This is a genomic window from Brevibacillus sp. BD137, from assembly GCF_041644655.1.
Taxonomy (GTDB): Bacteria; Bacillota; Bacilli; order Brevibacillales; family Brevibacillaceae; genus Brevibacillus; species Brevibacillus brevis_D.
Window position 1 is genome coordinate 70683 of sequence record NZ_JAOTNO010000008.1, and the last position, 23280, is coordinate 93962.

The following is a 23280-nucleotide window of genomic DNA, read 5'->3' on the forward strand; positions in this document are numbered from 1 at the left end:
GATTGTACCAGATTCACCCAAACGAAAGGAGAACAAGTCATGCGTATTCATTTGCAAGGAGAAAAGGTGGTTCTTCGAGATATTCGAGCAGAAGATTTGGATACGATTTACTATTGGAAATACGAAGCCGAGGATCGGGAACATCTCAATTGGAATGGCCCCTATAAACCGCTTGACCCGTACACAAAAGAAGAGTATCGTGCCCTCCCACGCTCCCAGGAGTCTCTCGCTCTCGTCGGGACAGATGCACCAAGAACCGAGCTGATCATTGAGATTGACGGCGAGCTAAAAGGCAGTGTCGGTCGCTACTGGGTATCTGAGGAGACGAACTGGTGCGAAATCGGAATCGTCATTTACGACTCCCGCTACTGGCAAAATGGTTATGGCCGGGAAGCGTTTCGGATGTGGATCGACTACTTGTTTACCCACATGGATACGGTACGTTTAGGCATTGGTACGTGGTCCGGCAACGAACGGATGATCAAGCTGGCTGCTCACATGGGAATGGTGGAAGAAGCGCGGGTACGCAAAGCAAGGATTGTTCGCGGTGAATATTACGATGCGATTAAGATGGGGATATTGCGCGAGGAATGGGAGAATCGGAAATTGAAACAGGGGGAACCATGAGGCTGGAAATATGCAAACTCGATGAGGTGATCGTCATAGGCGTCCCAGAGGATTTGGATTTTGATTCTCACGACGATGATTACGCACAATTTTATAATCCTCGGCTTACGGGGATCGAGCATGTACTTGAGCCAGAAAAAATATTTGAGATGTGGGATTCAGATGGCACGATCATCGGGAAAAGAGTGAGTCATATTGAACACATTCCAGATGGGTGCTATGTGAAAACGATACCAGCAGGAGAATTTGCCAAGCTTCACAAGAGTCAATTGCAGTACGAACTAGATATGTTTGCTAGGACAAATTATATCGAAGAAATGAGCTATGGATTTTCTACCAAAGAGACCAAAAAAAATGGTGATACACAAGAATTTTTCTATCGGCCAGTTCAGTATAGTCCTGATGTCGTGAATACACGTACGATTCCATCTTTAGAGAAAGACTTTTCAAAGTCATTAAAAGAACGATATATTTCCGTATTTTACGATGTAGAAAGCTGTAGCTTTCGCCGATTTGTATATAACCGATATATCACGCAGTACCAAGGTTGCCTCTGGGACTTAGCGAGATTCAATAACAACGATAAAGGTATCGTCAGAGAGGGTATGTCCGAAAATGAAGCGGAAACGTTTTTGCTTGAAAAAGGTGAGGTACTCGTTTTTTGGGAAGGTTTTAGTACGTTCGGAAAAGAGATGATGCGAGACAAAGTAATGAAGATGGACGCAAAATATCTGCTGGAAAACTATGGGCGCTTCACTATCGATATGTACATTTTTGATGAGACATTGACGTGGACTGTTATTTTTCAGCCCGAGGAAGACGAAGACGGATTCGAACATATTTTGCTGCGGGTAGTATGATAAATACCTGAAAAAAGGGCAATCCCTGGTCTGAAAAGACATAGGGACTGCCCTTTATTACTTTTAGAAAATTAATTACTCCAACTCAGCCGCTACACGACTTACTTTTGCCGCAAGCTCGTCGAGATCGACGTTCATCTCAAGAGCCGCAAACAGACCTGTGAAGTACTCGTTGATCTGGTCGATGACGCGATTGCGCTCACTTGCCACCAGCTCTTGGAACAGCGTTGAAAACTGCTCATCCAATTGCTTGTTTCCGATTTCTACGTACGCGCTCACTGGTTCTTGCATGCGCTTCTCCAGCTCGTCACGCATTTTTGCTTTGCCATCCTGCTCGAAAAAGTCTTTCGTGTTTTTGAACAAGGAAACCGCTGAAGCAAATGCCGATTCGGCTACTGGCAGTTCGTTCGCAAAGGACAGTGTTTCTACCTGTCTCTGCTGATAAGGTGCCAAGGTCAAACCTGCTGCGTAGCCTTGTACATCCTGTTGCCATGCCGCAACAAGTGTTGCCCCCTGCTTGTTCGTGAATTTCTCCAAGCGAAGAGTAGTGGCACGCAGCTCCTGGGCCAAGTCGTAGCTGATCGAACGCAGAAGATCAGTCAAGCATCCTTGCAGGGCTTGCTTCATGTTGCGTCCATCGTCCTTGATGACAGCCGGGTTAAATGCGAGATTGAACAGTTCGTTAAAACGGAAGAACAAGCGCTGGCGAACGTAGTAGAGCAGCTCCTCGCGCTCTTTGGCCAAGTCGCGTTCGAACGAAGCGGTAGACAGCGCTTCAACAGCTGACAGAGCCTGTGTCTTGGCGTTGCTTGCTGCTTCTTTGCGCAACAGACGCTCGTCTTCCCCGGACTGTGCCATACGCATGAATTCTGTCAAGGTATCATGAGCGCGACGGATTTCACCGATTGCAGCATTCACAGCAATTTGCGTCAGCTCTTCAATCGTAAAGCGGAGGAACTCTGCTTCAAACGACGCCATTCCCGAAAACTTGAATGCTTCTTCAGCCGGCATTAACGACTCGCCTTCAGCCGTATTTGTGCGCTGGCGGTATACTTTCTCCGCAGAAGCTGCCAGCTTGCCTTTTTCATGCATCCGTGCCAACAGAGCAGTCTGGCTCGACACCGGATAAATACGTGGGAGGCGAATTCCGCACGAGAGGAGGTTTTTCTCGACGTGGGTAATCACTCCCTGCAATTCCTCATCGTTTGCTGCGAGGTCACAAGCATTGACGATAAAGAACATTTTGTCCATTTCAAACGTATCCTTGACCCGTCCCATTTGTAGCAAAAACTCGCGGTCTGCCTGTGAAAAGGCGTGGTTGTAATAGGTTACAAACAACACGGCATCCGCGTTTTTCATGTATTCAAACGCCACACCTGTGTGACGCGCATTGATGGAATCTGCACCAGGCGTATCAACGAGAACGATGCCCTGGTCTGTCAACGGGCAGGAATAGAACAACTCGATGTATTCCGCAAAACAAGCTTTTTCTTCCTTGGCTACAAAGCCTTTGAATGCCTGCATATCCACAAGCAGTTCTCCACCCAGATGAGCAGCCATTTCTGGCAAACCTTTTGTTACAGCTTTCAAAAAGGTGTAGTGAGGTTTTGCCGTAGGCGGGATTTGGGCGACGTCGATCTTGCCCAGCTCAGCCAGTGCGCCATCCAGATCAGATGCAACCAGTCCAAACACAGCGAGTGAACGGATAACATCCTGCTCAATTGCTTCGCGCTCCTTCAAGACGACACGCACAGTTCCATGCGGATGCGCATCCGTAGGCGGCATAATTTTGTTGATCGCTGCTGTCGTCGGATTCGGCGATACAGGCAACACGAGATCGCCCATCAAGGCGTTGGCAAACGAGGATTTACCTGCGCTAAAAGCACCAAACAGTGCAACGGTAAAACGATTGGCGGTTAGACGATCTGCTCGATCCAGCATCGCCTGTGCCTGCGCTTGCATCCCTGGTACGGAAACGACTTCTTCACTTGCGCGTCGCAGACGCTCTGCTGCCGCAATTAGTTTGTCTCGTAGTTGATTCATGCTACTTGTTCTCCTCCACGCATAATCGCCAACAGACGACCCTTGGTTTCTTCTTCTCTCGCTGCCAGTCCTGCCAGCTTTTGATGCAGCGCTGCCAACTCACGCAATGCGCCAAGACGCTCGCCTTGAGCTGCACTTTCTACGCGCACTTTCTCCTTTATCATCTCAACCACTTGTGCAATAAAGGAGAGACCTACTCGTCTGTACTCCAGCTTCATCCCGCTGGAAATATCCGCACAGTAGTTCAGGACGTACTCACTCGAAGCAGCACCCTCTTTGATGTGCTTGCTCAGGAACTCACCTGTAATCTCGATCTTGGTCGCGTGCACGCTAGCGTGATATTCTTCGTTCCGCAAATCAAACACTTGCGGCTGCTTGCCAAGCCATTCTTTGAAATGGAAGTCGAGATTTCCCGCCACTTTTTCGCGGAACTCGACGAGAAGCGCTTCTTCGCGGCGTTCGCGCTCTTCTTCTGTCTTCTTGCCTGCAAACAATAACCCCACCTTGAAGCCCGGTTTGCGACTCTCCAAGTAGCTTCGTGCTGCTTCGTTCGTACTGAAATAAGTCAAACGAGCATTGTCCAAAAGTACACTCAGCTCTTTTTCCATCTGCACGCGGGCATCCTCAGCACGCTGCTCTAGAGCCGCCGCTGTTGCTTCCTCCTGCTCAAGCGCTTCCTGCACAGCCGCTGCATTACGACTATCGATGCCTTCTACTTCCAGACCATCTAGCTGGGCTTCCCACTGCTGGCGTTGATCTGCCTGGCTTGTTCTTACTACTTGGATGTGTTCATCGATCAAATGCTCGGCAGCACTGCGAACGCTCGTGCCAACCAGCTTTTCACGATCAGCGATCAACTGCGAAAGCATGCCCTTAAATTCTTCATACATGTTCTCAGAATGATCTGGTTCCGCAAGCGACGTGTAAAAAATACCATCCGGATGAATGTTCCAGGTCGCGAATGCCTCCTCGACACTTTCCTTATAGCTGTCGAAATCCAATTCGAAATCAATATGCTTATCAATCATGTTCACAACCAGATAAACTGGCTTGCCACGGTCCTTCAACGTCTTCGTAAAGTTGAAGTTCTCTTCGGCTTGAACATGGTTATAATCCATCATATAAATGACGACGTCAGCCAAATGCAGAGCAGATTCTGTAGCGATTTTGTGTGCAGCATCTGTTGAATCAATGCCCGGTGTATCGAGCAAGCTGGCGTATTCGTCAAGGAATGTTCCCGGATAAGAGACCTCTACGGATTCAACCGTATCTCCGTCAACAGCAAACTGCTTGAGCTTCTCCATCTCCGTATCTGGATCAAAAGTAAGGACTCCGCTGTTCATGGTGAAGACACGAGCCGCTTTTTCTCCGCCACGAATCTTCACGACATTCGCACTTGTCGGAATCGGATTGGAAGGCAACAAATTAACACCCAGAAGCGTGTTAATCATCGTTGATTTTCCTGCGGAAAAATGTCCACAAAACGCAATATTCAGCTCAGCGTTCTTTGTTTTCGCGGCCAGTTGAATGAGCTTGAGCGGCGTGTTTTCGTCTCCCTGCGACTTCATTACTTCTGCGAGTTCTTCCCATGTATGTGCCAGTCGGGAAAAGTCCGTTTCCCGGATCAATACTTGACTGTCAAGCACTTCTATTCCACCCTTCTCCATCTTTCCTACTCTCTCTACTAATACCTGTTCATGAACTTCCTTTTTACTTCACTCTATTCTACCATGCCGAATGTATCACAGGTCACAAATGAGTTCAATTCAAAACTATGAAAGATTTAGCATTCGCCTATTCTTCCGCATAATTTTCCTCTCATCTGGAAAAAATCGCACTAACATGATATTCGCAATCTGAACGGGAGGAAACTTCAAATGATGCGCAGATTTTTGTCACAGCGTCGCAAAAAGAAAACTCCCTCTCTTATCACACAACGCTTGCAGCAGCGAAATGATCCTGCGCTTGTACTAACGACCAGTTTGCAGCAAAACATGGAGACGTTTAAGACCGTGCTGGGCAGCCCACACGATTTATTACTTCGTTCCTTTACGATCGGCAACACCACTCATACCTGCGCCGTGATTGCGATTGATGGATTGGCGAACTGCGATATGCTGGATGCGCAAGTTCTCGGACAAATCCAGTTGATGATCTCGACTGCTTCCAAGGTAGTACCGACTGAACCAGACGAGATTGTCCGGATGCTTTATGAGGAAGTCCTCACTGTCGTTGAAATATCGAAAGCAACGGATTTGACAAAAGTACTCGAAGGCATTCTTTCCGGGGATACAGCCATTTTTGTAGATGGAGCGACCGAAGTCATTATTGTCGACAGCAAGGGATGGAAAACTCGTGCCATAGAGGAGCCGGTCTCCGAAGGATTGGTGCGTGGTCCGCGGGATGGCTTTACGGAGAGTATCCGGGACAATACCGTTCATATACGCAGACGTATCAAAGACCCGAACTTGCGCTTTGAAGGGTCGATCATAGGCAGACGCAGCCGAACAGATGTGATCATCGCCTACATTGAAAACATCGTTGATCCAGAACTGCTGAATGAAGTGAGACGGCGAATCTCTACGATCGATGTGGACGAGATAGAAGAGTCCGGTTTTATCGAGCAATGGATTGAAGATGATTTTTTATCACCTTTTCCGCAGATTCATAACACGGAGCGTCCCGATAAAGTGAGTGGAGCGTTGTTTCAAGGTCGCATTGCGATATTGGTGGACGGGACTCCGATGGTGCTCATTTTGCCTGTGACGATTGGATTGCTCCTGCATTCACCAGAGGATTACTACGAACGTTGGATTGTCGGTTCATTGGCTAGGCTGTTGCGGTATTTGGCAGCATTTCTGGCCGTCTATTCGCCCGCTTTCTATATCGCTCTCGTCACCTTCCACCCTGGCTTGATTCCGTCTGATCTCGCCTTCTCGATCGCGGCCACACGTGATGGGGTTCCGTTTCCGGCATTCGTAGAAGCGATCATGATGGTGACGACGATGGAGCTGCTGCAGGAAGCCGGATTACGCTTGCCGAAGCCGATTGGCCAGACTATCGGGATCGTCGGCGGTCTTGTCATCGGTGACGCAGCGGTTTCTGCGGGCATCGTCAGTCCTGTCATGGTCATCGTCGTCGCCCTCACTGCCATCGCTTCTTTTGCCATCCCTTCTTATCACCTTGCCATCGCCTTTCGAATGATTCGTTTTTTCGCGATGTTTATGGCGGCTATTTTTGGTATTTATGGTGTGGTGCTTAGCTTTATTGCCATCATGATTCATTTATCCAATCTGACCAGCATCGGGTACCCTTATTTGGCGCCTCTTGCTCCACATATGCCAAGGGATTGGAAGGATATGATTTTGCGCGCACCGGTTACCTTCTTGAAAACCCGACCAGATGCCCTTCACACGAAAGATGAAAACAGAATGAGTACAGGAGGGTCGTAAGTGAGTGCAGAAACCTTGGCGGAGAAAATGATCAGCAAAAATCATATGGGGATTAACATTGCCTCAGTCACAATCGGCGTCGGCATCCTGACCTTTCCCCGCTCCTTAGCCAAGGCAACCGGAGCATTCGATGGATGGATTTCCGTCGTGATTAGCGGTCTTTGTGCGTGCCTGGTAGGCTGGCTTCTTGCCAAGCTAGCGGCTCGCTTTCCGAGACAAAGCTTCTTTGAATACAGCTCGATGATCGCAAGCAAACCGATCGCTTACATCTTGACCTTTCTCGTCTGTATTTACACGATGCTATTTGTCTCGTTTGAAATCAGGGCAATCGGAAACATCGCTAAGCAGTACCTGTTCTACAATACCCCGGTGGAAATGATCACGCTCTCTTTTCTCTTAATCGTTCAATATTCCGTGATTGGATCACGTATTGCCATGCTGCGGCTCAACCTGCTGTTTTTGCCTGTAGTTCTTGTCGTCATGTTCGTCGTCCTGCTGTTTACCACCCAGTTGTTTGACATCGAAAATGTTCGTCCCTTCTTTTCATCAGACTGGCGCTCTCTCTTGGAAGGCTCCAGAGTAGTCGGACTGTCTTATTCTGGCTTCGAGATTATCCTTTTTTACACTATGCTGATGAAAAAGCCTCAGGAAGGGGCAAAGGCCGTGACGTTAGGTCTCTCGATCCCCATTCTGCTCTACATGACCATCTACATGTTCGCCATCGGCGTATTCTCTGCGGAGGTTGCGACGAACTTGACCTATCCAACCATCGAGTTGGCAAAAGAGGTCGAAATCCCCGGCGGCTTTTTTGAACGGGTGGAGTCCGTTTTCTTCACCATCTGGATCATGACGATCTTCAACACATGTGCGATGTGGCTCGATATAACCGTGCTCAACTTGTCGTCCATGTTCAACAAGGTGCGCAAAACGTTTTGGGTGCTCATTCTTTCTCCCATGATTTATTTTGTCGCGATGCTCCCACAAAACCTGGTTGATTTCTTCGCGTTTGCAGACAGCATCACTTATTTCGGAATGATCCTCGTCTATTTATGTCCGATTTTGCTGCTCCTCATCGCTGTCATACGAGGTGTAAAGGGTCATGAATAGACAGCTCACTGCTTTCTGCATCTTCCTGCTTCTATCGACTTTGCTGGCTGGATGCTGGGATCAGGTTCAAATTGAGGAACGAGGATTTGTGGTAGGCGTAGCAGTTGATAAACCTCGTACAAAAGAAGCCGAGCAGCAAGCCAAACAAGAGGCACCAGACAAACCTCAAGTAAAAGAGCGCTTTCTCGTCACTCATCAATTCGTCGTCCCCGGTGGATTGATCTCCGGCGGTCAAGGAAAAGGCGGTGGTCAAAACACAGCCAATGAGGCTTACCTCAACCTCATATCCGAGGGGGATTCTCTTTTCGAGATTTCACGTGAATTGGCTACCCGGACCAGCAGAACTCCGTTTTATCAGCATATGAATATCCTGATCGTCTCCGAAGACGTTGCCCGTACGAAAAACGGTTTTGCCAGAGCACTCGATTTCTATCTGCGTGATCCAGATTCCAGACGAAGCAGCAAGGTATTTATCTCAAATGGCCCCGCTAAAGAAATACTGGAAGTCAAACCGAAAACAGAGAAGCTGCCCGCTATTTACGTCAACTCGATTGGAGAAAACGTTAATAAAAATTCCCGCATGCTTCCAGAGGCTCGATTGGGCGATGTCCACGAGGAGCTTCTCAGTTCGTACAGTTTTGTGGTTCCGCGTATCAGAGCAGAAGAGCAGGAGGTAAAATTAGCAGGCGCCTCTGTTTTTACCCGTGACAATCAATTGATTGGTTTTCTGGGGGAAGAAGAGACGGAGGGGCTGAATTTTCTCACGGGAAAAGTTAAGGGAGGTATGGTAAAAGGCAAGGTAAAAAACGGTCTTGTCTCGATGAACATCCAAGGGATCAAGCATAGCATTGAAGTAGATTTACGTGATCGGCAACACATGAAATTTACAATAACGATCGAATGTGAAGGCACATTGGCTGAGTCTTACGCCACAATGGATTCACTGAATAACACTGCGATGAAAAAGCTTGAACAAGTGTTCTCCGAAGAAATCGAGCGAATGAGTAATGATACCATCCAGAAGGTCCATAAGCAGATGAAAGTGGATGTCATCAAGCTTGGCAACTATTTGAAGCAGCATTATTTTTCGCTATGGAAAAAGATTCGGCAGGATTGGGAATCAGGGCAGCATCTGTATGAAAAAAGCGAAATAAAGGTTCAAGCAAAAGTCTATTTACGCAATATCGGTGCGATCAACCGTACCGAACGGCAAAACAACAGGTGATCCCATGCTCAAATTTTTAGGCGTAGTTCCTCCTTATTTGACCTTTGCAGGGACGATCATGGCGTTTTTGATTCCCTATCTTTTTTTTAAAATCAATAACAAAATTCATGAGTTAGGCGATCCGCCGTGGAAGAAACGGAATAACTCCGGTTCATAAAACACCAAGCCGAAATGTAACATGTTTCGGCTTGGTGTTTCTCTCATTCTTTTTTGGCGAGTTGTAAAACGGGTGGCATATTTCGGTGGGAATTTTGTGGGGAAAGCACATTGTCATTGTATTGCCAGCAAATCAGCAAACGCTTTGGCGTACGCAGGGAGGTCAGGCGGTCTACGGGAACCTACAATGTGACCGTCTACCACGACCTCTTCATCTACCCAAATAGCTCCTGCATTCTCCATATCATCTTTAATGCCTGGCGTGGATGTCGTCGTTACCCCGCGCAAAATTTTTGCCGAGGCAAGCACCCAACCCGCATGGCAAATATGCCCAATCGGTTTTTTCGCCTCGTGCATCGCTACCACAAACGACAGCACTTCCGGATAGCGGCGCAGCTTGTCAGGTGCCCATCCTCCTGGAACGAGTACGCCTGCATAGTCGGCAGGATTGACCTCTCCCATCGCTTTGTCAGCCTCACACGGTACACCGTACTTCCCTATATAGACGTGATTCGCCTTCGGACCGACGAAATGGACGGTAGCGCCTTCCTCTCGCAGTCTCATCACCGGATACCAGAGCTCGAGATCCTCAAATTCACTTTCGACGAAGCAAACCACTTGTTTTCCTGCAAGTCTCAACGTTCTCGCCTCCATTTCCTTCTATACTACGCTATTGTAGCAGGTACAAAAGGAAAAGACAGCAGGTACATAGATCAAGCATGCTGCCTATCTGGCGTCTGTATAATAAAAAAAGTGAGAAACAGGCCTACTCACTGTTCCCCACCTTATAACGAAAACCATATGTATAGATTGCTGGTGCCGGTAGAGGGACTTGAACCCCCACGGTTTCCCTCACGATTTTGAGTCGCGCGCGTCTGCCAATTCCGCCATACCGGCCTATTCAAAAGAAAACATGGTCGGGAAGACAGGATTCGAACCTGCGACCCCTTGGTCCCAAGCCAAGTACTCTACCAAGCTGAGCTACTTCCCGATTGCCAACCATATCGGACCTTCTCTCATTCGACAATTTCCGATAAGTATCGCAACACTTACATACTATACAGGCAAATTGAACCAATAGCAATACCGGATTTTTTTGGAATATAGTCATTTTTTCCTAGTATTTCATTTCCCTTTCCATGGTGCACAGGCTTTTCCACAAGGTATTTGTCGTTTCAAGAAATCCTGCGGTAGATTAAACGGATAGTCCAGCGGATGACGCCCTACAACAATCCAGCGCCCATTCGAAAGCTTTTTCAACTGGTACACACGGAAAAATCGATCGCTTGGATCGAAGGCAAACCATACCACAAGCGTCGCACACCTGCTGCCCGAAGACAGGACCTGTGATTTTACAATTGGTGGAGCCCCTATCGTATCCCCTACCGGGATTGCGAGTCGTCCGTTTATTCGCCGCAAATCAAGATTGCCGATCACTCGATTTGCCAGACAAGGGGTCATGAACTTTTGCAGGAAACGGCGAATTTTCACCTTGGAATTGAACCGTTTTGGCAAAATGATTCCGCGATCCCCCACACGCTTATGCGCTGAAAAGATAATCGTAAAGAATGCTTGCTCTGCCAATCGAATGACCTGCACCCATTGCTTTTTCATCTGAAGTCCCTCCCCCTGTCAGATTATGCATCACGGGAAGAAAATGGTTGGACGCGTACCTATATACATAAACCGTTGCGTGCAGGGCAAATTAATACGGTGTTCTGATCACCTAAAACCGCAGGAGGTATAACAATGCCTAGCCAAATTAACACGGACTCGCTTAAAAAAGCAGAGGTAGCCACCACGCTGGCAAAAAATATGATTACGCAAGCAATCGAGCAATCTGCTGCCAATCCACAGCTCGCCGAAGAAGCCTTGAAGCAAGCGTCTCAGGAAATTGCCCAAGCGCAAACAATGGTGTCCCAAGTCCAATCCACGCTGCAAACCCAAGCGCAAGCTCAACAAAGCCAATCCTAACCAAATGGCAGGCAGACCCGGATTGGACTGGTGGTTTGCCTGTTTTCCCCATACAATAGCAATTGAGATGATTGCTAAAAAGGTGGGGGACATATTGCCGCAACTTCGAGGATTGAATCATTTGCTTTTCTCTGTCTCAGATCTGGAGAAATCTTTTTGTTTTTACCGGGATGTCCTGCACGCCAAACCACTAGTACGAGGTCGCAAGCTGGCTTACTTTGACTTAAATGGCTACTGGTTGGCGCTGAATGAGGAACCCGACATCCCACGCAATGAAATTGCTCACTCCTATACACACATGGCCTTCACTATTACAGAAGAGTCATTTGATGAGTGGTATGCTCACTTGGAAAAGCATGGCGTGACCATTTTGCATGGACGGGACCGTTCGGAGCGGGATAAGCGCTCCATTTATTTTACCGACCCTGATGGGCATAAGTTCGAATTACATACGGGCACTCTCCAGGATCGTCTCGCTTACTACCGGGACGAAAAGCATCACATGACCTTTTTTGAATAATCGATGACATTGCCCATTTCTTAATATACTTTTCACAAAATCACAATAGTTCCAAAGATTCAACTCCATACGTGAATGCTATAATCGATAAAACACTTATGGCCTATTCCCTTATGAATAGGCCCGCTTTTCGTAAACATTATGGAGGGATTTTATGTTTGGTAAGCGTGGCGCCCAAACCGTTACCGCCTCAATTCAAAAAAGCGATGTCCAAATGTCCGATCAGCTAACGGGGAAAATTCATTTTTTGCAAATGAATCAAACAGACCTTGATCGGCTGAAACAAATTGAACCACTCCTAACAGAACACCTAGAGGCCATTACAGAGCGTCATTACCACATGCTTCATCAATACTCCCATCTTATGCAGATCATCGAAACGCATACGACGGTTGATCGATTGGCCGTATCCTTTCGTCACTATTTGCAATCGCTTCCACACGCCAAGCTAGACGATGCCTATGTAGCCGGGCGTAAGAAAATCGGAGAGGTCCATAGCAAAATTGGACTTGCGCCAGAATGGTATACAGGCTCTTACTTGCGGGTTTATGAATATTTGATTCCCGCTATCGTCAATACCTATTCGAAACGTCCCCAGGAATTATCTTCTGTCCTGTTGGCGCTCATGAAGATCATCACGCTTGATTCGCAAATCGTCCTCCAATCGTATCAGGAGGACAATGATTACAAAGTCATTGATCGCCTGGGCGAAGTTCTGGAATTAGTGATTCAGATCGATAAATTCAAGCATGTGCTGGACACGCTTGAGGATACGACTGAGGAAGCTGGCAATGTGGGGTCTGCTGCTGAGCAGCTAAGCGAATCTGTGCAAAAAGTGGCTCAATCAGCCGTCTCTGTCGCAGAGAGTGCTTCCACGACAATCGAGCAAGCGACAATGGGCAAGGATATTATCCAAGATTCATTAACCAGCTTTCTTTCCATGGCAGATGAATTCCAAGAGATGCAAGCAAAAACTTCGCAATTAATGACATCCATTGCAGAAGTTTCTCAGGTCGTCCAAGTCATCCGCAATATTGCCGATCAAACCAATCTTCTTGCATTGAATGCGTCGATTGAGGCAGCGCGTGCCAACGAACACGGGCGAGGCTTTGCTATCGTGGCAGATGAAGTACGAAAGCTCGCCGAGCAGACCAAGCAATCCGTTCAAAGCATTACTGCCACAATCAACAATGTTCAGAATGAAGCTGTCCAGGTAAAAGAAACGGCCACTCTCATGAGCGACCATTTTAACGATAAAGTGATTCAGACACGCGATGCCATTGGGATATTAGGAGATATTGTGCAAAATATTGAGACTGTCGGGCATTCCACCGGACACATCGCCGCATTGGCACAAGAGCAGTCTGCTGCCACAGATGACATTTCCATGCGCATATCGCAAGTCCTGACGAATATGGAGCAGGTCTCTTCGCACGTCTCGAATGTAGGTAAAAACGTCTATAATGTGGGGGCTGGCATTAACAGCCTACACAAGCTGAGCATCACACAAACGAGCCAATTTAAGACCAAGCATTACTTGCGAATCGTCAAAACCGACCATCTCTTATGGAAATGGTGGCTGTACAACTTCATGCTGGGGTATCACCACATTGATGAAAAAGAACTCGTGGACCATCATCAATGCCGCTTGGGGATTTGGTATGACGAGGCCCTGAACAATCCATCCTTGAGCACCTTGCCTTCTTTCAAGCAATTAGAAGCGCCTCATCGCCAGTTCCACGAAACGGTTCGGCGGATTTACCACCTCGTCAAGCAAGGAAAACTAGAGGAAGCAGAAGCTACGTTTGATACGCTAGAAGATATCTCACAACGCATTCTCAACGTACTGGATCAGCTCGCCAAAGAAGTATCCTAATGCTATTATCTACTTTTCTTTCGCTTGCCCGGCTGCCTTTTGGAGGCAGCTTTTTTTGTTTGGACACGGTTTAACTCTGCGGGAGATAGGGGTCTAGTACGGGTGTCGGTTCGCCTGACCCTTTTTGCTTTGACAACTGACCTGCCTGTTCTCACTGTTGCTCTTGCTATCCCCACGCCAAACGCTTGCAATGCCCAGACAACCGGATACGAAATGGAGAGCCTCCCATTGGCTGAACCAGCAAAATTCACAGCCGCCGCGTAATTGCCCGCAGTCAGCCAAACAGAGCCGGAATCTCCCGGCAAGGAGATGGGAACCGTACTTCTGATGACCGTCTGGTTCTGAAAACGAATGGTCCCCAGTCCTCCGTAGTTCCCGTAACTGACATCAATATCGGTGTGGATCGATTCGACCGTTCCCCATGTCAGCCCCGATGAACGGCCCACCTTTTTCAATCTGCGCCCGATACCATACGAGCGAATCACGCCTGGTACTCTGCCCACGGTTGCATAACGAGGGGCAAGGAGTCGATTGGAAGTAGGGATGCTAAGCGCTGCATCCATTCGATTACCTGCATTTCTCCGAAGTCGAACATACCGATACAAGCGTCCGATTCGATCTCTTCCCGAACGACCACCGTCAGCTCCACCTGGCTGGATGGTCTCGGTATAGCCGCTCGTATTGTTACGATTCAGGACGTGATTGTTGCTCAACACAAACCGTTGGCCTCCTCGGGCAACGATTAACCCAGCCGTTCCGGACGCCCCTGGGTAGCCGATGCTATATCCAGCGATCACAGGTCTGATTCTGCTGCGGTAATTCGTTGCAGAAGGACGTACAGCAGGATGACAATGGCACGGTCCAGAGGTTACGGTTCGAACAGGAACGGATACATGGGCTGTCGCCACCTGACTTTTGACAAGGACGCAACTCGGGCAGCTCTTCTTCACGGCGGCACTTGCATTGACGGTATACATCACAATACAGGCGCCGCCTTTTTTGTTTTTTCCGTTTGCGTAGCCAATCCCGATGCCAATTACGCCCGGCATCCGCTTCCACCTTTTGACCAAATGCTTCTTGGCCAGGAGCGCTTCCTGAAAGGTTGCCATGGCACCTCTTCCTTTCTGGAGGTAGTTTGTTTTACATGGTCATCGTATGTAAAACTTGGCCAGCACTGTTGGACGCTTGTCATTGCGGGGAAGCCTTTTTTGCGTATTTGAAAAAGCATGTTATTCCAGCTGTAGTGCTGGGGAGGAAACAGGAGAAAACGCTCAGATTCTAGGGCCACCCGCTGGGGGATTGACTGCCCGGCTCCATGAAAAAAAGCGAAACCCGCGTCCAAAGTGGTCCTTTCAGGAGGTATCTCAGAGGTGGACGCTAAGGGCTTGTTTCTCTTTTTTTCATTGCGCCTCGGTCGGCGTCCCTAAGATCTTCGCTTTTTTCTCCTGTTTCCTCTACGAGCTTTCCATGTTAAACGGGTTTTAAAAGCCTTAATAGATGGAAGAATGTAGTCAGTTACGACAGAGAAGAATATTTCCAGACGTAGCGACTTGTGGAGTCCGACCAAGCGGAGAAGGGATTCGCGGGCAAAAGAAACGCAACCGTGCCCATGCGACGTAGCGGCTACCACTTTTGCGTTTCCCCGCGAATCCCTTCGGAGTGGACAGTCTCAGCCCCCAGCAGGACGGAGCCTGGAGCCTAGACTGGAAATAATCTTCTCTCCACCGCAGCCACATACATAAGAACCTCAAGTTGTTGCTGTAGTGCTGGGAGGAAACAGGAGAAAACGCTCAGATTCTAGGGCCACCCGCTGGGGGATTGACTGCCCAGCTCCATGAAAAAAAGCGAAACCCGCGTCCAAAGTGGTCCATTCAGGGGGTGTCTCAGAGGTGGACGCTAAGAGCTTGTTTCTCTTTTTTTCATTGCGCCTCGGTCGGTGTCCCTAAGATCTTCGCTTTTTTCTCCTGTTTCCTCTACGAGCTTTCCATTGATCCGATTTTTTAATACCTCAAAAGATGGAAGAATGTGATCAGTTACGACAGAGAAGAATATTTCCAGACGTAGCGACTTGTGGAGTCCTACCGAGCGGAGAAGGGATTCGCGGGCATCAGAAACGCAACCGTGCCCACGCGACGCAGCGGCTACCACTTTTGCGTTTCCCCGCGAATCCCTTCGGAGCGGACAGTCCCAGCCCCCAGCAGGACGGAGCCTAGAGCCTAGTCTGGAAATATTCTTCTCCCCACCATAGCCACATACATAAGAACCTCAAGTTGTTGCTGTAGTGCTGGGAGGAAACAGGAGAAAACGCTCAGATTCTAGGGCCACCCGCTGGGGGATTGACTGCCCGGTTTCATGAAAAAAAGCGAAACCCGCGTCCAAAGTGGTCCATTCAGGAAGCATCTCAGAGGTGGACGCTAAGAGCTTGTTTCTCTTTTTTTCATTGCGCCTTGGGCGGCGTCCCTAAGATCTTCGCTTTTTTCTCCTGTTTCCTCTACGAGCTTTCCATGTAATCCGATTTTTAATGCTTTGAAAGCTGAAAAATGTGAGCAGTTACGACAGAGAAGAATATTTCCAGACGTAGCGACTTGTGGAGTCCTACCGAGCGGAGAAGGGATTCGCGGGCAAAAGAAACGCAACCGTGCTCGCGCTACGAAGCGGCTACCACTTTTGCGTTTCCCCGTGAATCCCTTCGTAGCGGGCAGTCCCAGCCCCCAGTAGGACGGAGCCTGGAGCCTAGACTGGAAATATTCTTCTCCCCACCACAGCCACGATAAAAGAAAACCGCCACCTCCTGTCTAACCAGGAAAAAATGGCGGTTCATTATCTGATGATGTTAAGACGCTTCCGAAACAGTTACATTTGCCGGAGTAGTCTGAGATGCTTTTTTATTCGTATGAACAAGCAAGATATTCAAGATGACTGCCGTCAAAGAACCTGTCACGATACCATTTTGCAGCATCATTTTTGCTAACGTAGGTAATTGATCAAACATCGTCGGAACCGCAGCAGAGCCTAGTCCAACAGCGATACTGCAAGCAGCGATCAGCAGATTTTCGTTTTTGCTCAGGTCTACCTGCGAAAGAATATTGATACCCGATGCAACAACCATCCCGAACATAGCGATCATCGCTCCACCCAATACCGCGTTAGGAATGACCGTTGTCAAAGCAGCCAGCTTTGGCAGTAATCCGAGAACGACCAGGATTCCACCTGCACCAATCATCACATCGCGCGATTTAATGCCAGTCAAGGAAACCAAACCGACGTTTTGCGAAAAAGCCGTGTAAGGGAATGCGTTGAAAATGCCACCCAGTACGATTGCGACCCCTTCTCCGCGCAATCCTTTGACAACATCTTGATCCGTCACTTTTGTATTGGTCACTTTACCGAGTGCAAAGTAAACACCAGTGGACTCAGCCATACTGATGATATTGACGAGAATCATTGTAACAATGGCCACAATACTGAACTGTGGTGTACCGAAGTAAAACGGTTCAACCACGCTAAACCAAGAGGCTTCTGCAACATTCGCGAAGCTGACCATCCCCATCGTGTAAGCGACAGCCGTACCGACAATCAAGCCGAGTAGAACAGAAATCGCACGAATAAATCCGGTAAAGAAACGATTAATAAGCAAAATGATAACCAACGTTCCTAAAGCCAAAAGCAAATTGTGCGGTTGTCCAAAGTCCGGCATGCCTTGTCCGCCAGCCGCGTTGTTCATCGCAACGGGAATGAGCGACAGTCCAATGATCGTAACAACTGAACCTTGTACCACGGTTGGGAAAAAGCGCAGCAGCTTGCCAAACAGTGGAGCTGCCAAGACAACGAATATACCCGATATGATGATGGCACCGTAAGCGGTCGCTAGATTACTCGTAGAAGCAATCGCAATGATCGGTCCTACTGCTGTAAACGTACAGCCTAGCACAACAGGAAGGCGAATCCCCGTATAACGTGTACCAAGAACTTGCAAGAGCGTCGCGATTCCGCATGTGAAAAGGTCAGCAGCAATCAAATAAGCGATTTGCGTAGGAGTCAGATTCAAAGCACCACCGATAATCAACGGTACGACGACGGCTCCTGCATACATGGCAAGAATGTGCTGTAAGCCCAAAGTAACAATTTTATGTTTGGCTAGCATGAGTGAACCCTTACCTCCTATTGATTTTTTGATTATACGCGAGCAGGCTCTTCTTCAATAAAATGAATGCCTTCTGGTGACATCGATTCAATACGTGCCAATGATTCGATTCGTACGCCAGCTTGCTCCAAGAGACCGCGGCCCTCCTGGAAGCTTTTTTCAATAACAGCGCCCACTCCAACGAGATGAGCACCGGCATCTTTGACAATATTAGTAAGCCCTACCAGAGCAGCTCCCGTAGCCAAGAAGTCATCGACAATCAATACGCGGTCTTCTTTGGACAGATACTGACGGGAAACACTGATTTGGTACGTTTCCTGACGGGTAAAGGAATGAACAGGAGCAGAATATACTTCCTCTGTCAGCGTGACAGCTTTTTTCTTTTTCGCATAAATAAAGGGAACACCTAAAGCAAAGGAAGTTGCCATTGCAAAATGAATTCCACTTGCCTCAATCGTCACGACTTTTGTAATGTTTTCACCAGCGAACAACTCGGCAAAGCGTTGTCCGATCTTCATCGTCAATTGCGGATCTACCTGGTGGTTCAAAAACGCATCCACCTTCAAAACGGATGCCGACAGTACCTTGCCATCCTGTACGATGCGCTCTTGTAATTCTTTCATCAGTTCTTCCTCCTCAGATATCGTTCCGGCCATTTTTATTTGCGGCCTGCTGAAATATAGAAAGCCCAGAGTGGACAGTGTCACAAGCGGGCTACGTAACGAACCAACGCCAAGTGAAACTGTCCCTCTGGGCTTTTATCCCTTAGGTGTGACACATCATTCGTGCCTGCGCCGCTCGGACCAGCTTTCTTTCAACCCTATTATGGAAATAGGAAAGAAAGAGACGGAACCCTAGACGCACTTTCACTCGTAGTCAGGTGATTTACGGTCACCTGGTAGAAACGGTTGGGCCTTATTCCCAAAATTATACGAGCTACCTATCTTTTTCGAAGTGTAATAACGAGTATTGACCAAATCTATCATAACTCTCGCGTTGGTAGCAAGCGTTAATTTTTGAAAGAAAAAGGAAGCGCTTACTTGCCCAATTAAAGGAAAGAGCCCTGATTTCTCAAGGGCTCACGTACTTATCTCTTTGGTTTTTTCTCCCGCATTTGAACGTTGAGCTTCTTCCATTTATCCCTTTCAGCAGCAGCAAGCCTTGCGTCTTCTTTGCGTGCCAGATGTGCCAATTCGCGTTGGAGCTTTAGGTAACTGTCAAAGCGTGCCTTTTCCAATGATCCATCATTGATGGCAGCTTGAACAGCACAGCCGGGCTCGCGCATATGCTTGCAATCATTGAAACGGCATGTTTCCGCAATGGACTCGATATCGTCAAAGGCACCGCGGAAGCCCTCATCTGCCTCCCAGAGCTGGAGTTCCCTCATACCCGGTGTATCGATCATGAGAGCACCACTCGGCAATCGGAACAGTTCACGATGAGTCGTCGTATGGCGGCCACGGTCATCACCTTCACGCACGCCACTGACTTTTTGCATCTCCGCTCCGCTCAATTTATTGATCAACGTGGATTTGCCAACACCAGAGGAACCCATCAAGGCAATCGTCTGGCCCTCGCCCAAATACGGTGCGAGCTGATCCAGTCCTTCTCCCTGCTCAGCACTGACTACGTGAACAGGTACTCCGATCGCGATTGATTCTATCTCTGCCATACATGCATCCAGATCGTCACACAAATCTGCTTTGGATAGCACAATCACCGGATTTGCTCCACTTTCCCACGCAAGAATGAGATAGCGTTCAATCCTGCGCAGATTTAAATCATTATTTAAGGAATTCACGAGGAAAACCGTATCGACGTTCGCAGCCACAATCTGCTCTTCCACTGTATCCCCAGCTACCTTGCGGGAAAACTTGCTCTTACGTGGAAGAAGTCCGTGGATCGAGGCTTTCTTTTCCTCTGGGCGGGCACTGATCACTACCCAGTCCCCGACAGCCGGAAAATCTTCTCGTCCGGTTGCCTCATAACGAAGCTTACCTGTTACCTCGCCTAGGAGCTCGCCATGCTCACTCCACAGGCGATAAATACGTTTATGTTCAAGTGTGATACGTCCCACACTGAAGCCTTGCTCAGCATAAGGGGTAAAATGATTAGCAAAATACTCATTCCAGCCCATAGATTGCAATACTTGTTGATTGGTTGTTTGATTCACTGCGGATTCCCCCTGCAATTGGTTAGATATATGGCTATCAGCCAGAACCAGTCACAGTCGAATCCTCATTTGGTGAACGATATTACTGTTCGCTTGAAAGGAGGATTCCCGTGACCCCGACTACGACACTCTGAACAAATTTGATGACTACCATAAAAACATCTCTCCTTTAGCAAACCTACCATTCAGGTTTGGAATCATATTTCCCAATTATTGTACCATAATGAAACAAAATGCAACAGCGTCAATCTCCCCCGCCGCCGCCTCCACTATCTCCGCCACCACCGCTATCGCTTCCGCTGTCATAGCTATCCCAACGATCATTTGAATCATGACTTCGATGATGGTGATTGTGAGAGCTGTCTACATAAAAGGCTCCGCCCCCGCTGTCTGAAGAGGAATGAGAGCGCCCACTTCCGCCTTTTGCAGCTTTGGACGCTAAGACAAACACTACGATCAAGAACATGATGACAATGACAATGAAGAACTCCATTGTTGTCCCCGCCCTTCCTCTTTTTTGAAGTTGTTTACCTATTTAGTATAACATAGTATGGCTGGAATAGGCTGGGGGCTTGGAGGATGATTCCTTTTCATCCGGCAAAATACCCTGACACAGGTGCGATCGCCAAAATGTTTTCCAACACAAATACACGATACGCCTTCCTCCTATAACAGTATGCTTTCAAGCTCCCTTTGTTCTCATCGATATGAACCACACGAATCGTACGCCTGCTAGCCTCCCCATCCTTCTTCAAATAGATGATCTCCACTGCTTGCTGCCTCGCTGCGTACCTTCTCAACTCCTGAATCATCAGGCTCTCACCACCACAAAATGTGTCTTCTTGTTGTTGAGATCATCATATCAAAAGAGAACGTTTGTTCGCAAGTTTTGATTACAAAAACCAACGATTGCCTCAACAAAAAAGCATGCGCCCTAAAAAATGGACACATGCCTTATGCTTGTTACACTGTGTATGTGACTCAGCGCCTCCTAAGCGCACGTCCGAACACAATCAGAATCGGTGCCAACAAGATAGCCGCTGCAACGAGCGAAGCGCGAATCGAAAAACGCGTCCCAATCCATCCGACAGCAGGACCACCTGCCGTTTGTCCCAAAGCATTGGACTGGCCCATCATCGACAAAACCGTCGCTCGCACCTTGCTTTCAATGTTTAAATTCAGCCACGTATCATACAGCGGACTGCTCAATGACTGGATCACACCGATCAACAGCAATGCAACTAATGCCCAGCTAAAGCTAGGAGAAAAGGCAAAAGCTATCATTGCTGCAATTTTGAGCCCCGTCAACGTGAACATGCCTACAAGGACAACCCGCTCATTGTTCACATCCAGCCTTTTTTCCACAACGCCTACTACGATGAGGCCGAGCAAGCTTGCGAGTGCGGCAATGATCCCGAACCACATGGGCATCGAAATAGCAGCGAGCTCTGGAAAACCAATTTCTGCGATCAAATGCGCTTCCCACAAACGGTCATACCCTTCTGAGGCTGCACCCGTAAATAGCGTCACGAACAAGATCAGCATGAGAATCGGCTGACTGCGAATCACTTTGGCACCCGAAGTCCACGTCTGAATCATTTCCTTCACGTGGGAAGCATCTTGCTCACGTTCACGGGGAATAAATCCGGTCTCCTTCATGAACAGAATCAGAAAAACGCCAAGCCCCAGATACATGAGGCCACCTATGAGGTAAGGCAAATTGGGAGCGAGTGTTGCCAATGCCACACTAAGTGCAATCCCGAGCAGATTCCCAAACAAGGAGTAGCGCTTGGCCTTCATGAAAATCGTACCGATCTTCTCTTCCCCGACCTCATCTACAATCCATGCAGTATCCGCTCCACTGATAAACGTATACCCAAGACCACTGACGACTTGCGAAAACAGCACCAAACCGAAGACAGAAATCATCGGTACCCAAACATCAAGCGCGGGAACGATCCCCTGCATCGCAAATCCGATTCCCAGAAAAAACATCCCGAGAATGACGGAGCGACGGCGACCGTACGTATCCGCCACTACTCCTGTTATCCCTTCAAGCACCAACACGGATAACTCCAATACCGTCCCGATCACTAGCAATTCAAACGGGTTAAAGCCCAGTGTCACAATGTAGTAAATCGCATAGGTTGTGAACATGGTCGTATTGGCCAGAGAAGTCAAAAAACTTTTGGTCATATATACTTTTGTCGCATTCATGAACATGGAAGCAGTATCCACCTTTTTTTAGGCAGATGACGCATTCCGTTTTTCACATACTGATCGTACCTCTACAATCCTCTACTGTGCAAAATGCGTCCGCGTCATGCTGCCGTTCGTATTTTTCCTTCCGTGTACTTGCTTGCTCTGAATAGTGTTTTTAACATGTGATATACACCTCCGAAAGTAATTACAGCTATTATAGAATGTTTTTAATTTCCACACAATGGAAAAAGCCGTGCAGTATGATTGGACACACTGCACAGCTTCATTAGGAAGTACTTACGCTTTTTTTCTAAACAAGCCAACGATGGAGATCAGCAACGCCAAACCAGAAAGTACCAAGGGCAAGGTATTGTTGCTGCCTGCACCAGCCGATTCCCCAGCAGGAGCGGTTGTCGGCTTTTGTTCTTGTCCATGCTCATGCCCTGCTTCGCCTACACCAGCCTTAATGGTAGTGACAGACGCTGGCGTGTTGGAATCCTTGTCCCCTGTCCATTCCACAACCTCGCCATTTGCATAGGTCTGATAAGCCTTCCAAGCCAATTGGCCCTCTTCTTTTGGGTTTGCCCCGACAAACGTGAACTCTTGGAACTCATGCGCCTTGATTCCGCCTTCTGTGGCTGTCCACACAAGTGCTGTGTTCACACCGTCTTTATCTTTCTCGAACTCGTAGGACCAGCCCGGAATCGGTTGCACGGAGTTTACCTTCACACCAGCCGGGAATTCCACCTTCACTTTTGTCGTGTTGACGTCTTTTTCTACTGGAACACGTACGGTGTATTTTTCATAGGAGCCTGTAGTAGTCTCTTTCGGATAGACGTTCACATGTGCTTGTGCTGCTGTCGCCAACGTCAAAACTGCACCTGCTACCAGTACACTACTCATCCATTTTTTCATTTTCAT

The 23280-nt window shown here is 48.1% G+C and carries 21 protein-coding genes, 2 tRNA genes and 1 riboswitch; of the genes, 9 read left to right on the forward strand and 14 right to left on the reverse strand.

Annotation, left to right across the window (positions count from 1 at the left end; genetic code table 11):
* Nucleotides 1-39: 39 nt before the first annotated feature.
* Both ODZ53_RS18135 and ODZ53_RS18140 read left to right on the forward strand, forming a co-directional pair.
* A complete protein-coding gene (locus tag ODZ53_RS18135) occupies nt 40-627 on the forward strand; it encodes a GNAT family N-acetyltransferase (protein ID WP_372678887.1) in 588 nt (195 codons plus the stop codon).
* The gene (locus ODZ53_RS18140) at nt 624-1487 is read left to right on the forward strand and encodes a hypothetical protein (protein WP_372678889.1); all 864 of its coding nucleotides are present in this window, start codon (nt 624-626) and stop codon (nt 1485-1487) included. The genes ODZ53_RS18135 and ODZ53_RS18140 overlap by 4 nt, the downstream gene beginning before the upstream one ends.
* A 75-nt stretch (nt 1488-1562) precedes the next feature.
* On the opposite strand, the gene ODZ53_RS18145 is transcribed toward ODZ53_RS18140, so the two are convergent.
* Both ODZ53_RS18145 and ODZ53_RS18150 read right to left on the reverse strand, forming a co-directional pair.
* Nucleotides 1563-3530 (reverse strand): dynamin family protein, encoded by a 1968-nt coding sequence (locus ODZ53_RS18145; protein ID WP_372678891.1) that lies wholly within the window; start codon nt 3528-3530, stop codon nt 1563-1565.
* Nucleotides 3527-5197 (reverse strand): dynamin family protein, encoded by a 1671-nt coding sequence (locus tag ODZ53_RS18150; protein ID WP_142497898.1) that lies wholly within the window; start codon nt 5195-5197, stop codon nt 3527-3529. The genes ODZ53_RS18145 and ODZ53_RS18150 overlap by 4 nt, the downstream gene beginning before the upstream one ends.
* Before the next feature lie 210 nt (nt 5198-5407).
* Here ODZ53_RS18150 and ODZ53_RS18155 point away from each other — a divergent pair, with 210 nt between their 5' ends.
* The 4 genes from ODZ53_RS18155 to ODZ53_RS18170 are packed head-to-tail and all read left to right on the forward strand — an operon-like array spanning nt 5408 to nt 9471.
* Nucleotides 5408-6982: a spore germination protein gene (locus ODZ53_RS18155; protein ID WP_234125258.1), complete on the forward strand. Its 1575-nt coding sequence runs from the start codon at nt 5408-5410 to the stop codon at nt 6980-6982.
* The gene (locus ODZ53_RS18160; RefSeq protein WP_372678894.1) at nt 6983-8089 is read left to right on the forward strand and encodes a GerAB/ArcD/ProY family transporter; all 1107 of its coding nucleotides are present in this window, start codon (nt 6983-6985) and stop codon (nt 8087-8089) included. It begins immediately after the preceding gene.
* Nucleotides 8082-9314 (forward strand): Ger(x)C family spore germination protein, encoded by a 1233-nt coding sequence (locus ODZ53_RS18165; RefSeq protein WP_372678896.1) that lies wholly within the window; start codon nt 8082-8084, stop codon nt 9312-9314. Before ODZ53_RS18160 ends, ODZ53_RS18165 begins: the two co-directional genes overlap by 8 nt.
* Nucleotides 9315-9318: 4 nt before the next feature.
* Nucleotides 9319-9471 carry a hypothetical protein gene (locus ODZ53_RS18170; protein WP_016743138.1) on the forward strand — a complete coding sequence of 51 codons (153 nt, stop codon included), beginning with the start codon at nt 9319-9321 and terminating at the stop codon, nt 9469-9471.
* A 113-nt stretch (nt 9472-9584) separates the two neighbouring features.
* Here ODZ53_RS18170 and ODZ53_RS18175 read toward each other — a convergent pair whose 3' ends face one another.
* The 4 genes from ODZ53_RS18175 to ODZ53_RS18190 all read right to left on the reverse strand — a co-directional run bounded on the left by ODZ53_RS18175 (nt 9585) and on the right by ODZ53_RS18190 (nt 11084).
* The gene (locus tag ODZ53_RS18175) at nt 9585-10109 is read right to left on the reverse strand and encodes a type 1 glutamine amidotransferase domain-containing protein (protein WP_142497902.1); all 525 of its coding nucleotides are present in this window, start codon (nt 10107-10109) and stop codon (nt 9585-9587) included.
* A 175-nt stretch (nt 10110-10284) separates the two neighbouring features.
* Nucleotides 10285-10367 (reverse strand) — tRNA-Leu (locus tag ODZ53_RS18180).
* Nucleotides 10368-10384: 17 nt separating this feature from the next.
* A tRNA-Pro gene (locus ODZ53_RS18185) sits at nt 10385-10461 on the reverse strand.
* Between the two features lie 134 nt (nt 10462-10595).
* On the reverse strand, nt 10596-11084 hold the full coding sequence (locus ODZ53_RS18190; protein WP_372678899.1) for a hypothetical protein: 489 nt from the start codon (nt 11082-11084) through the stop codon (nt 10596-10598).
* A gap of 135 nt (nt 11085-11219) precedes the next feature.
* Here ODZ53_RS18190 and ODZ53_RS18195 point away from each other — a divergent pair, with 135 nt between their 5' ends.
* The 3 genes from ODZ53_RS18195 (at nt 11220) to ODZ53_RS18205 (ending at nt 13840) form a co-directional block, all read left to right on the forward strand.
* Nucleotides 11220-11444 (forward strand): hypothetical protein, encoded by a 225-nt coding sequence (locus ODZ53_RS18195; protein WP_007722024.1) that lies wholly within the window; start codon nt 11220-11222, stop codon nt 11442-11444.
* A gap of 67 nt (nt 11445-11511) precedes the next feature.
* Nucleotides 11512-11964: a metallothiol transferase FosB gene (gene fosB / locus ODZ53_RS18200; protein ID WP_372679140.1), complete on the forward strand. Its 453-nt coding sequence runs from the start codon at nt 11512-11514 to the stop codon at nt 11962-11964.
* Between the two features lie 154 nt (nt 11965-12118).
* Nucleotides 12119-13840: a protoglobin domain-containing protein gene (locus ODZ53_RS18205; protein WP_372678901.1), complete on the forward strand. Its 1722-nt coding sequence runs from the start codon at nt 12119-12121 to the stop codon at nt 13838-13840.
* A 5-nt stretch (nt 13841-13845) separates the two neighbouring features.
* Here the strand turns inward: ODZ53_RS18205 and ODZ53_RS18210 are convergent, their stop codons facing one another.
* From ODZ53_RS18210 to ODZ53_RS18245, 8 genes are all read right to left on the reverse strand, one after another.
* Entirely contained in the window at nt 13846-14949 is a 1104-nt protein-coding gene (locus ODZ53_RS18210; RefSeq protein WP_372678903.1) for a chymotrypsin family serine protease, read from the reverse strand.
* A 1724-nt stretch (nt 14950-16673) separates the two neighbouring features.
* Nucleotides 16674-17984, reverse strand: a complete 1311-nt coding sequence (locus ODZ53_RS18215) for a nucleobase:cation symporter-2 family protein (protein ID WP_372678905.1) — start codon at nt 17982-17984, stop codon at nt 16674-16676.
* A gap of 32 nt (nt 17985-18016) precedes the next feature.
* The gene (locus tag ODZ53_RS18220) at nt 18017-18607 is read right to left on the reverse strand and encodes a xanthine phosphoribosyltransferase (protein WP_015892653.1); all 591 of its coding nucleotides are present in this window, start codon (nt 18605-18607) and stop codon (nt 18017-18019) included.
* Nucleotides 18608-18837: 230 nt separating this feature from the next.
* Nucleotides 18838-18939, reverse strand: a riboswitch (purine riboswitch).
* Nucleotides 18940-19071: 132 nt separating this feature from the next.
* Complete coding sequence (rsgA, locus tag ODZ53_RS18225) at nt 19072-20157, reverse strand: ribosome small subunit-dependent GTPase A (RefSeq protein ID WP_041749572.1); 1086 nt, start codon at nt 20155-20157, stop codon at nt 19072-19074.
* Nucleotides 20158-20401: 244 nt separating this feature from the next.
* The gene (locus tag ODZ53_RS18230; protein ID WP_064201031.1) at nt 20402-20650 is read right to left on the reverse strand and encodes a hypothetical protein; all 249 of its coding nucleotides are present in this window, start codon (nt 20648-20650) and stop codon (nt 20402-20404) included.
* 97 nt (nt 20651-20747) lie between these two features.
* On the reverse strand, nt 20748-20969 hold the full coding sequence (locus ODZ53_RS18235; RefSeq protein ID WP_372678908.1) for a WYL domain-containing protein: 222 nt from the start codon (nt 20967-20969) through the stop codon (nt 20748-20750).
* A gap of 169 nt (nt 20970-21138) precedes the next feature.
* The gene (locus tag ODZ53_RS18240; RefSeq protein ID WP_372678910.1) at nt 21139-22380 is read right to left on the reverse strand and encodes an MFS transporter; all 1242 of its coding nucleotides are present in this window, start codon (nt 22378-22380) and stop codon (nt 21139-21141) included.
* A 276-nt stretch (nt 22381-22656) separates the two neighbouring features.
* Nucleotides 22657-23280, reverse strand: a complete 624-nt coding sequence (locus ODZ53_RS18245) for a YcnI family copper-binding membrane protein (RefSeq protein ID WP_372678912.1) — start codon at nt 23278-23280, stop codon at nt 22657-22659.

Bases quoted from the DNA above. Each gene is read 5' to 3' on its own strand.
- ODZ53_RS18135 (WP_372678887.1), top strand. From the start codon at position 40: ATGCGTATTCATTTGCAAGGAGAAAAGGTGGTTCTTCGAGATATTCGA.
- ODZ53_RS18140 (WP_372678889.1), top strand. From the start codon at position 624: ATGAGGCTGGAAATATGCAAACTCGATGAGGTGATCGTCATAGGCGTC.
- ODZ53_RS18145 (WP_372678891.1), bottom strand. From the start codon at position 3,530: ATGAATCAACTACGAGACAAACTAATTGCGGCAGCAGAGCGTCTGCGA.
- ODZ53_RS18150 (WP_142497898.1), bottom strand. From the start codon at position 5,197: ATGGAGAAGGGTGGAATAGAAGTGCTTGACAGTCAAGTATTGATCCGG.
- ODZ53_RS18155 (WP_234125258.1), top strand. From the start codon at position 5,408: ATGATGCGCAGATTTTTGTCACAGCGTCGCAAAAAGAAAACTCCCTCT.
- ODZ53_RS18165 (WP_372678896.1), top strand. From the start codon at position 8,082: ATGAATAGACAGCTCACTGCTTTCTGCATCTTCCTGCTTCTATCGACT.
- ODZ53_RS18170 (WP_016743138.1), top strand. From the start codon at position 9,319: ATGCTCAAATTTTTAGGCGTAGTTCCTCCTTATTTGACCTTTGCAGGG.
- ODZ53_RS18190 (WP_372678899.1), bottom strand. From the start codon at position 11,084: ATGAAAAAGCAATGGGTGCAGGTCATTCGATTGGCAGAGCAAGCATTC.
- ODZ53_RS18195 (WP_007722024.1), top strand. From the start codon at position 11,220: ATGCCTAGCCAAATTAACACGGACTCGCTTAAAAAAGCAGAGGTAGCC.
- fosB (WP_372679140.1), top strand. From the start codon at position 11,512: ATGATTGCTAAAAAGGTGGGGGACATATTGCCGCAACTTCGAGGATTG.
- ODZ53_RS18205 (WP_372678901.1), top strand. From the start codon at position 12,119: ATGTTTGGTAAGCGTGGCGCCCAAACCGTTACCGCCTCAATTCAAAAA.
- ODZ53_RS18210 (WP_372678903.1), bottom strand. From the start codon at position 14,949: ATGGCAACCTTTCAGGAAGCGCTCCTGGCCAAGAAGCATTTGGTCAAA.
- ODZ53_RS18215 (WP_372678905.1), bottom strand. From the start codon at position 17,984: ATGCTAGCCAAACATAAAATTGTTACTTTGGGCTTACAGCACATTCTT.
- ODZ53_RS18220 (WP_015892653.1), bottom strand. From the start codon at position 18,607: ATGAAAGAATTACAAGAGCGCATCGTACAGGATGGCAAGGTACTGTCG.
- ODZ53_RS18230 (WP_064201031.1), bottom strand. From the start codon at position 20,650: ATGGAGTTCTTCATTGTCATTGTCATCATGTTCTTGATCGTAGTGTTT.
- ODZ53_RS18235 (WP_372678908.1), bottom strand. From the start codon at position 20,969: ATGATTCAGGAGTTGAGAAGGTACGCAGCGAGGCAGCAAGCAGTGGAG.
- ODZ53_RS18240 (WP_372678910.1), bottom strand. From the start codon at position 22,380: ATGTTCATGAATGCGACAAAAGTATATATGACCAAAAGTTTTTTGACT.
- ODZ53_RS18245 (WP_372678912.1), bottom strand. From the start codon at position 23,280: ATGAAAATGAAAAAATGGATGAGTAGTGTACTGGTAGCAGGTGCAGTT.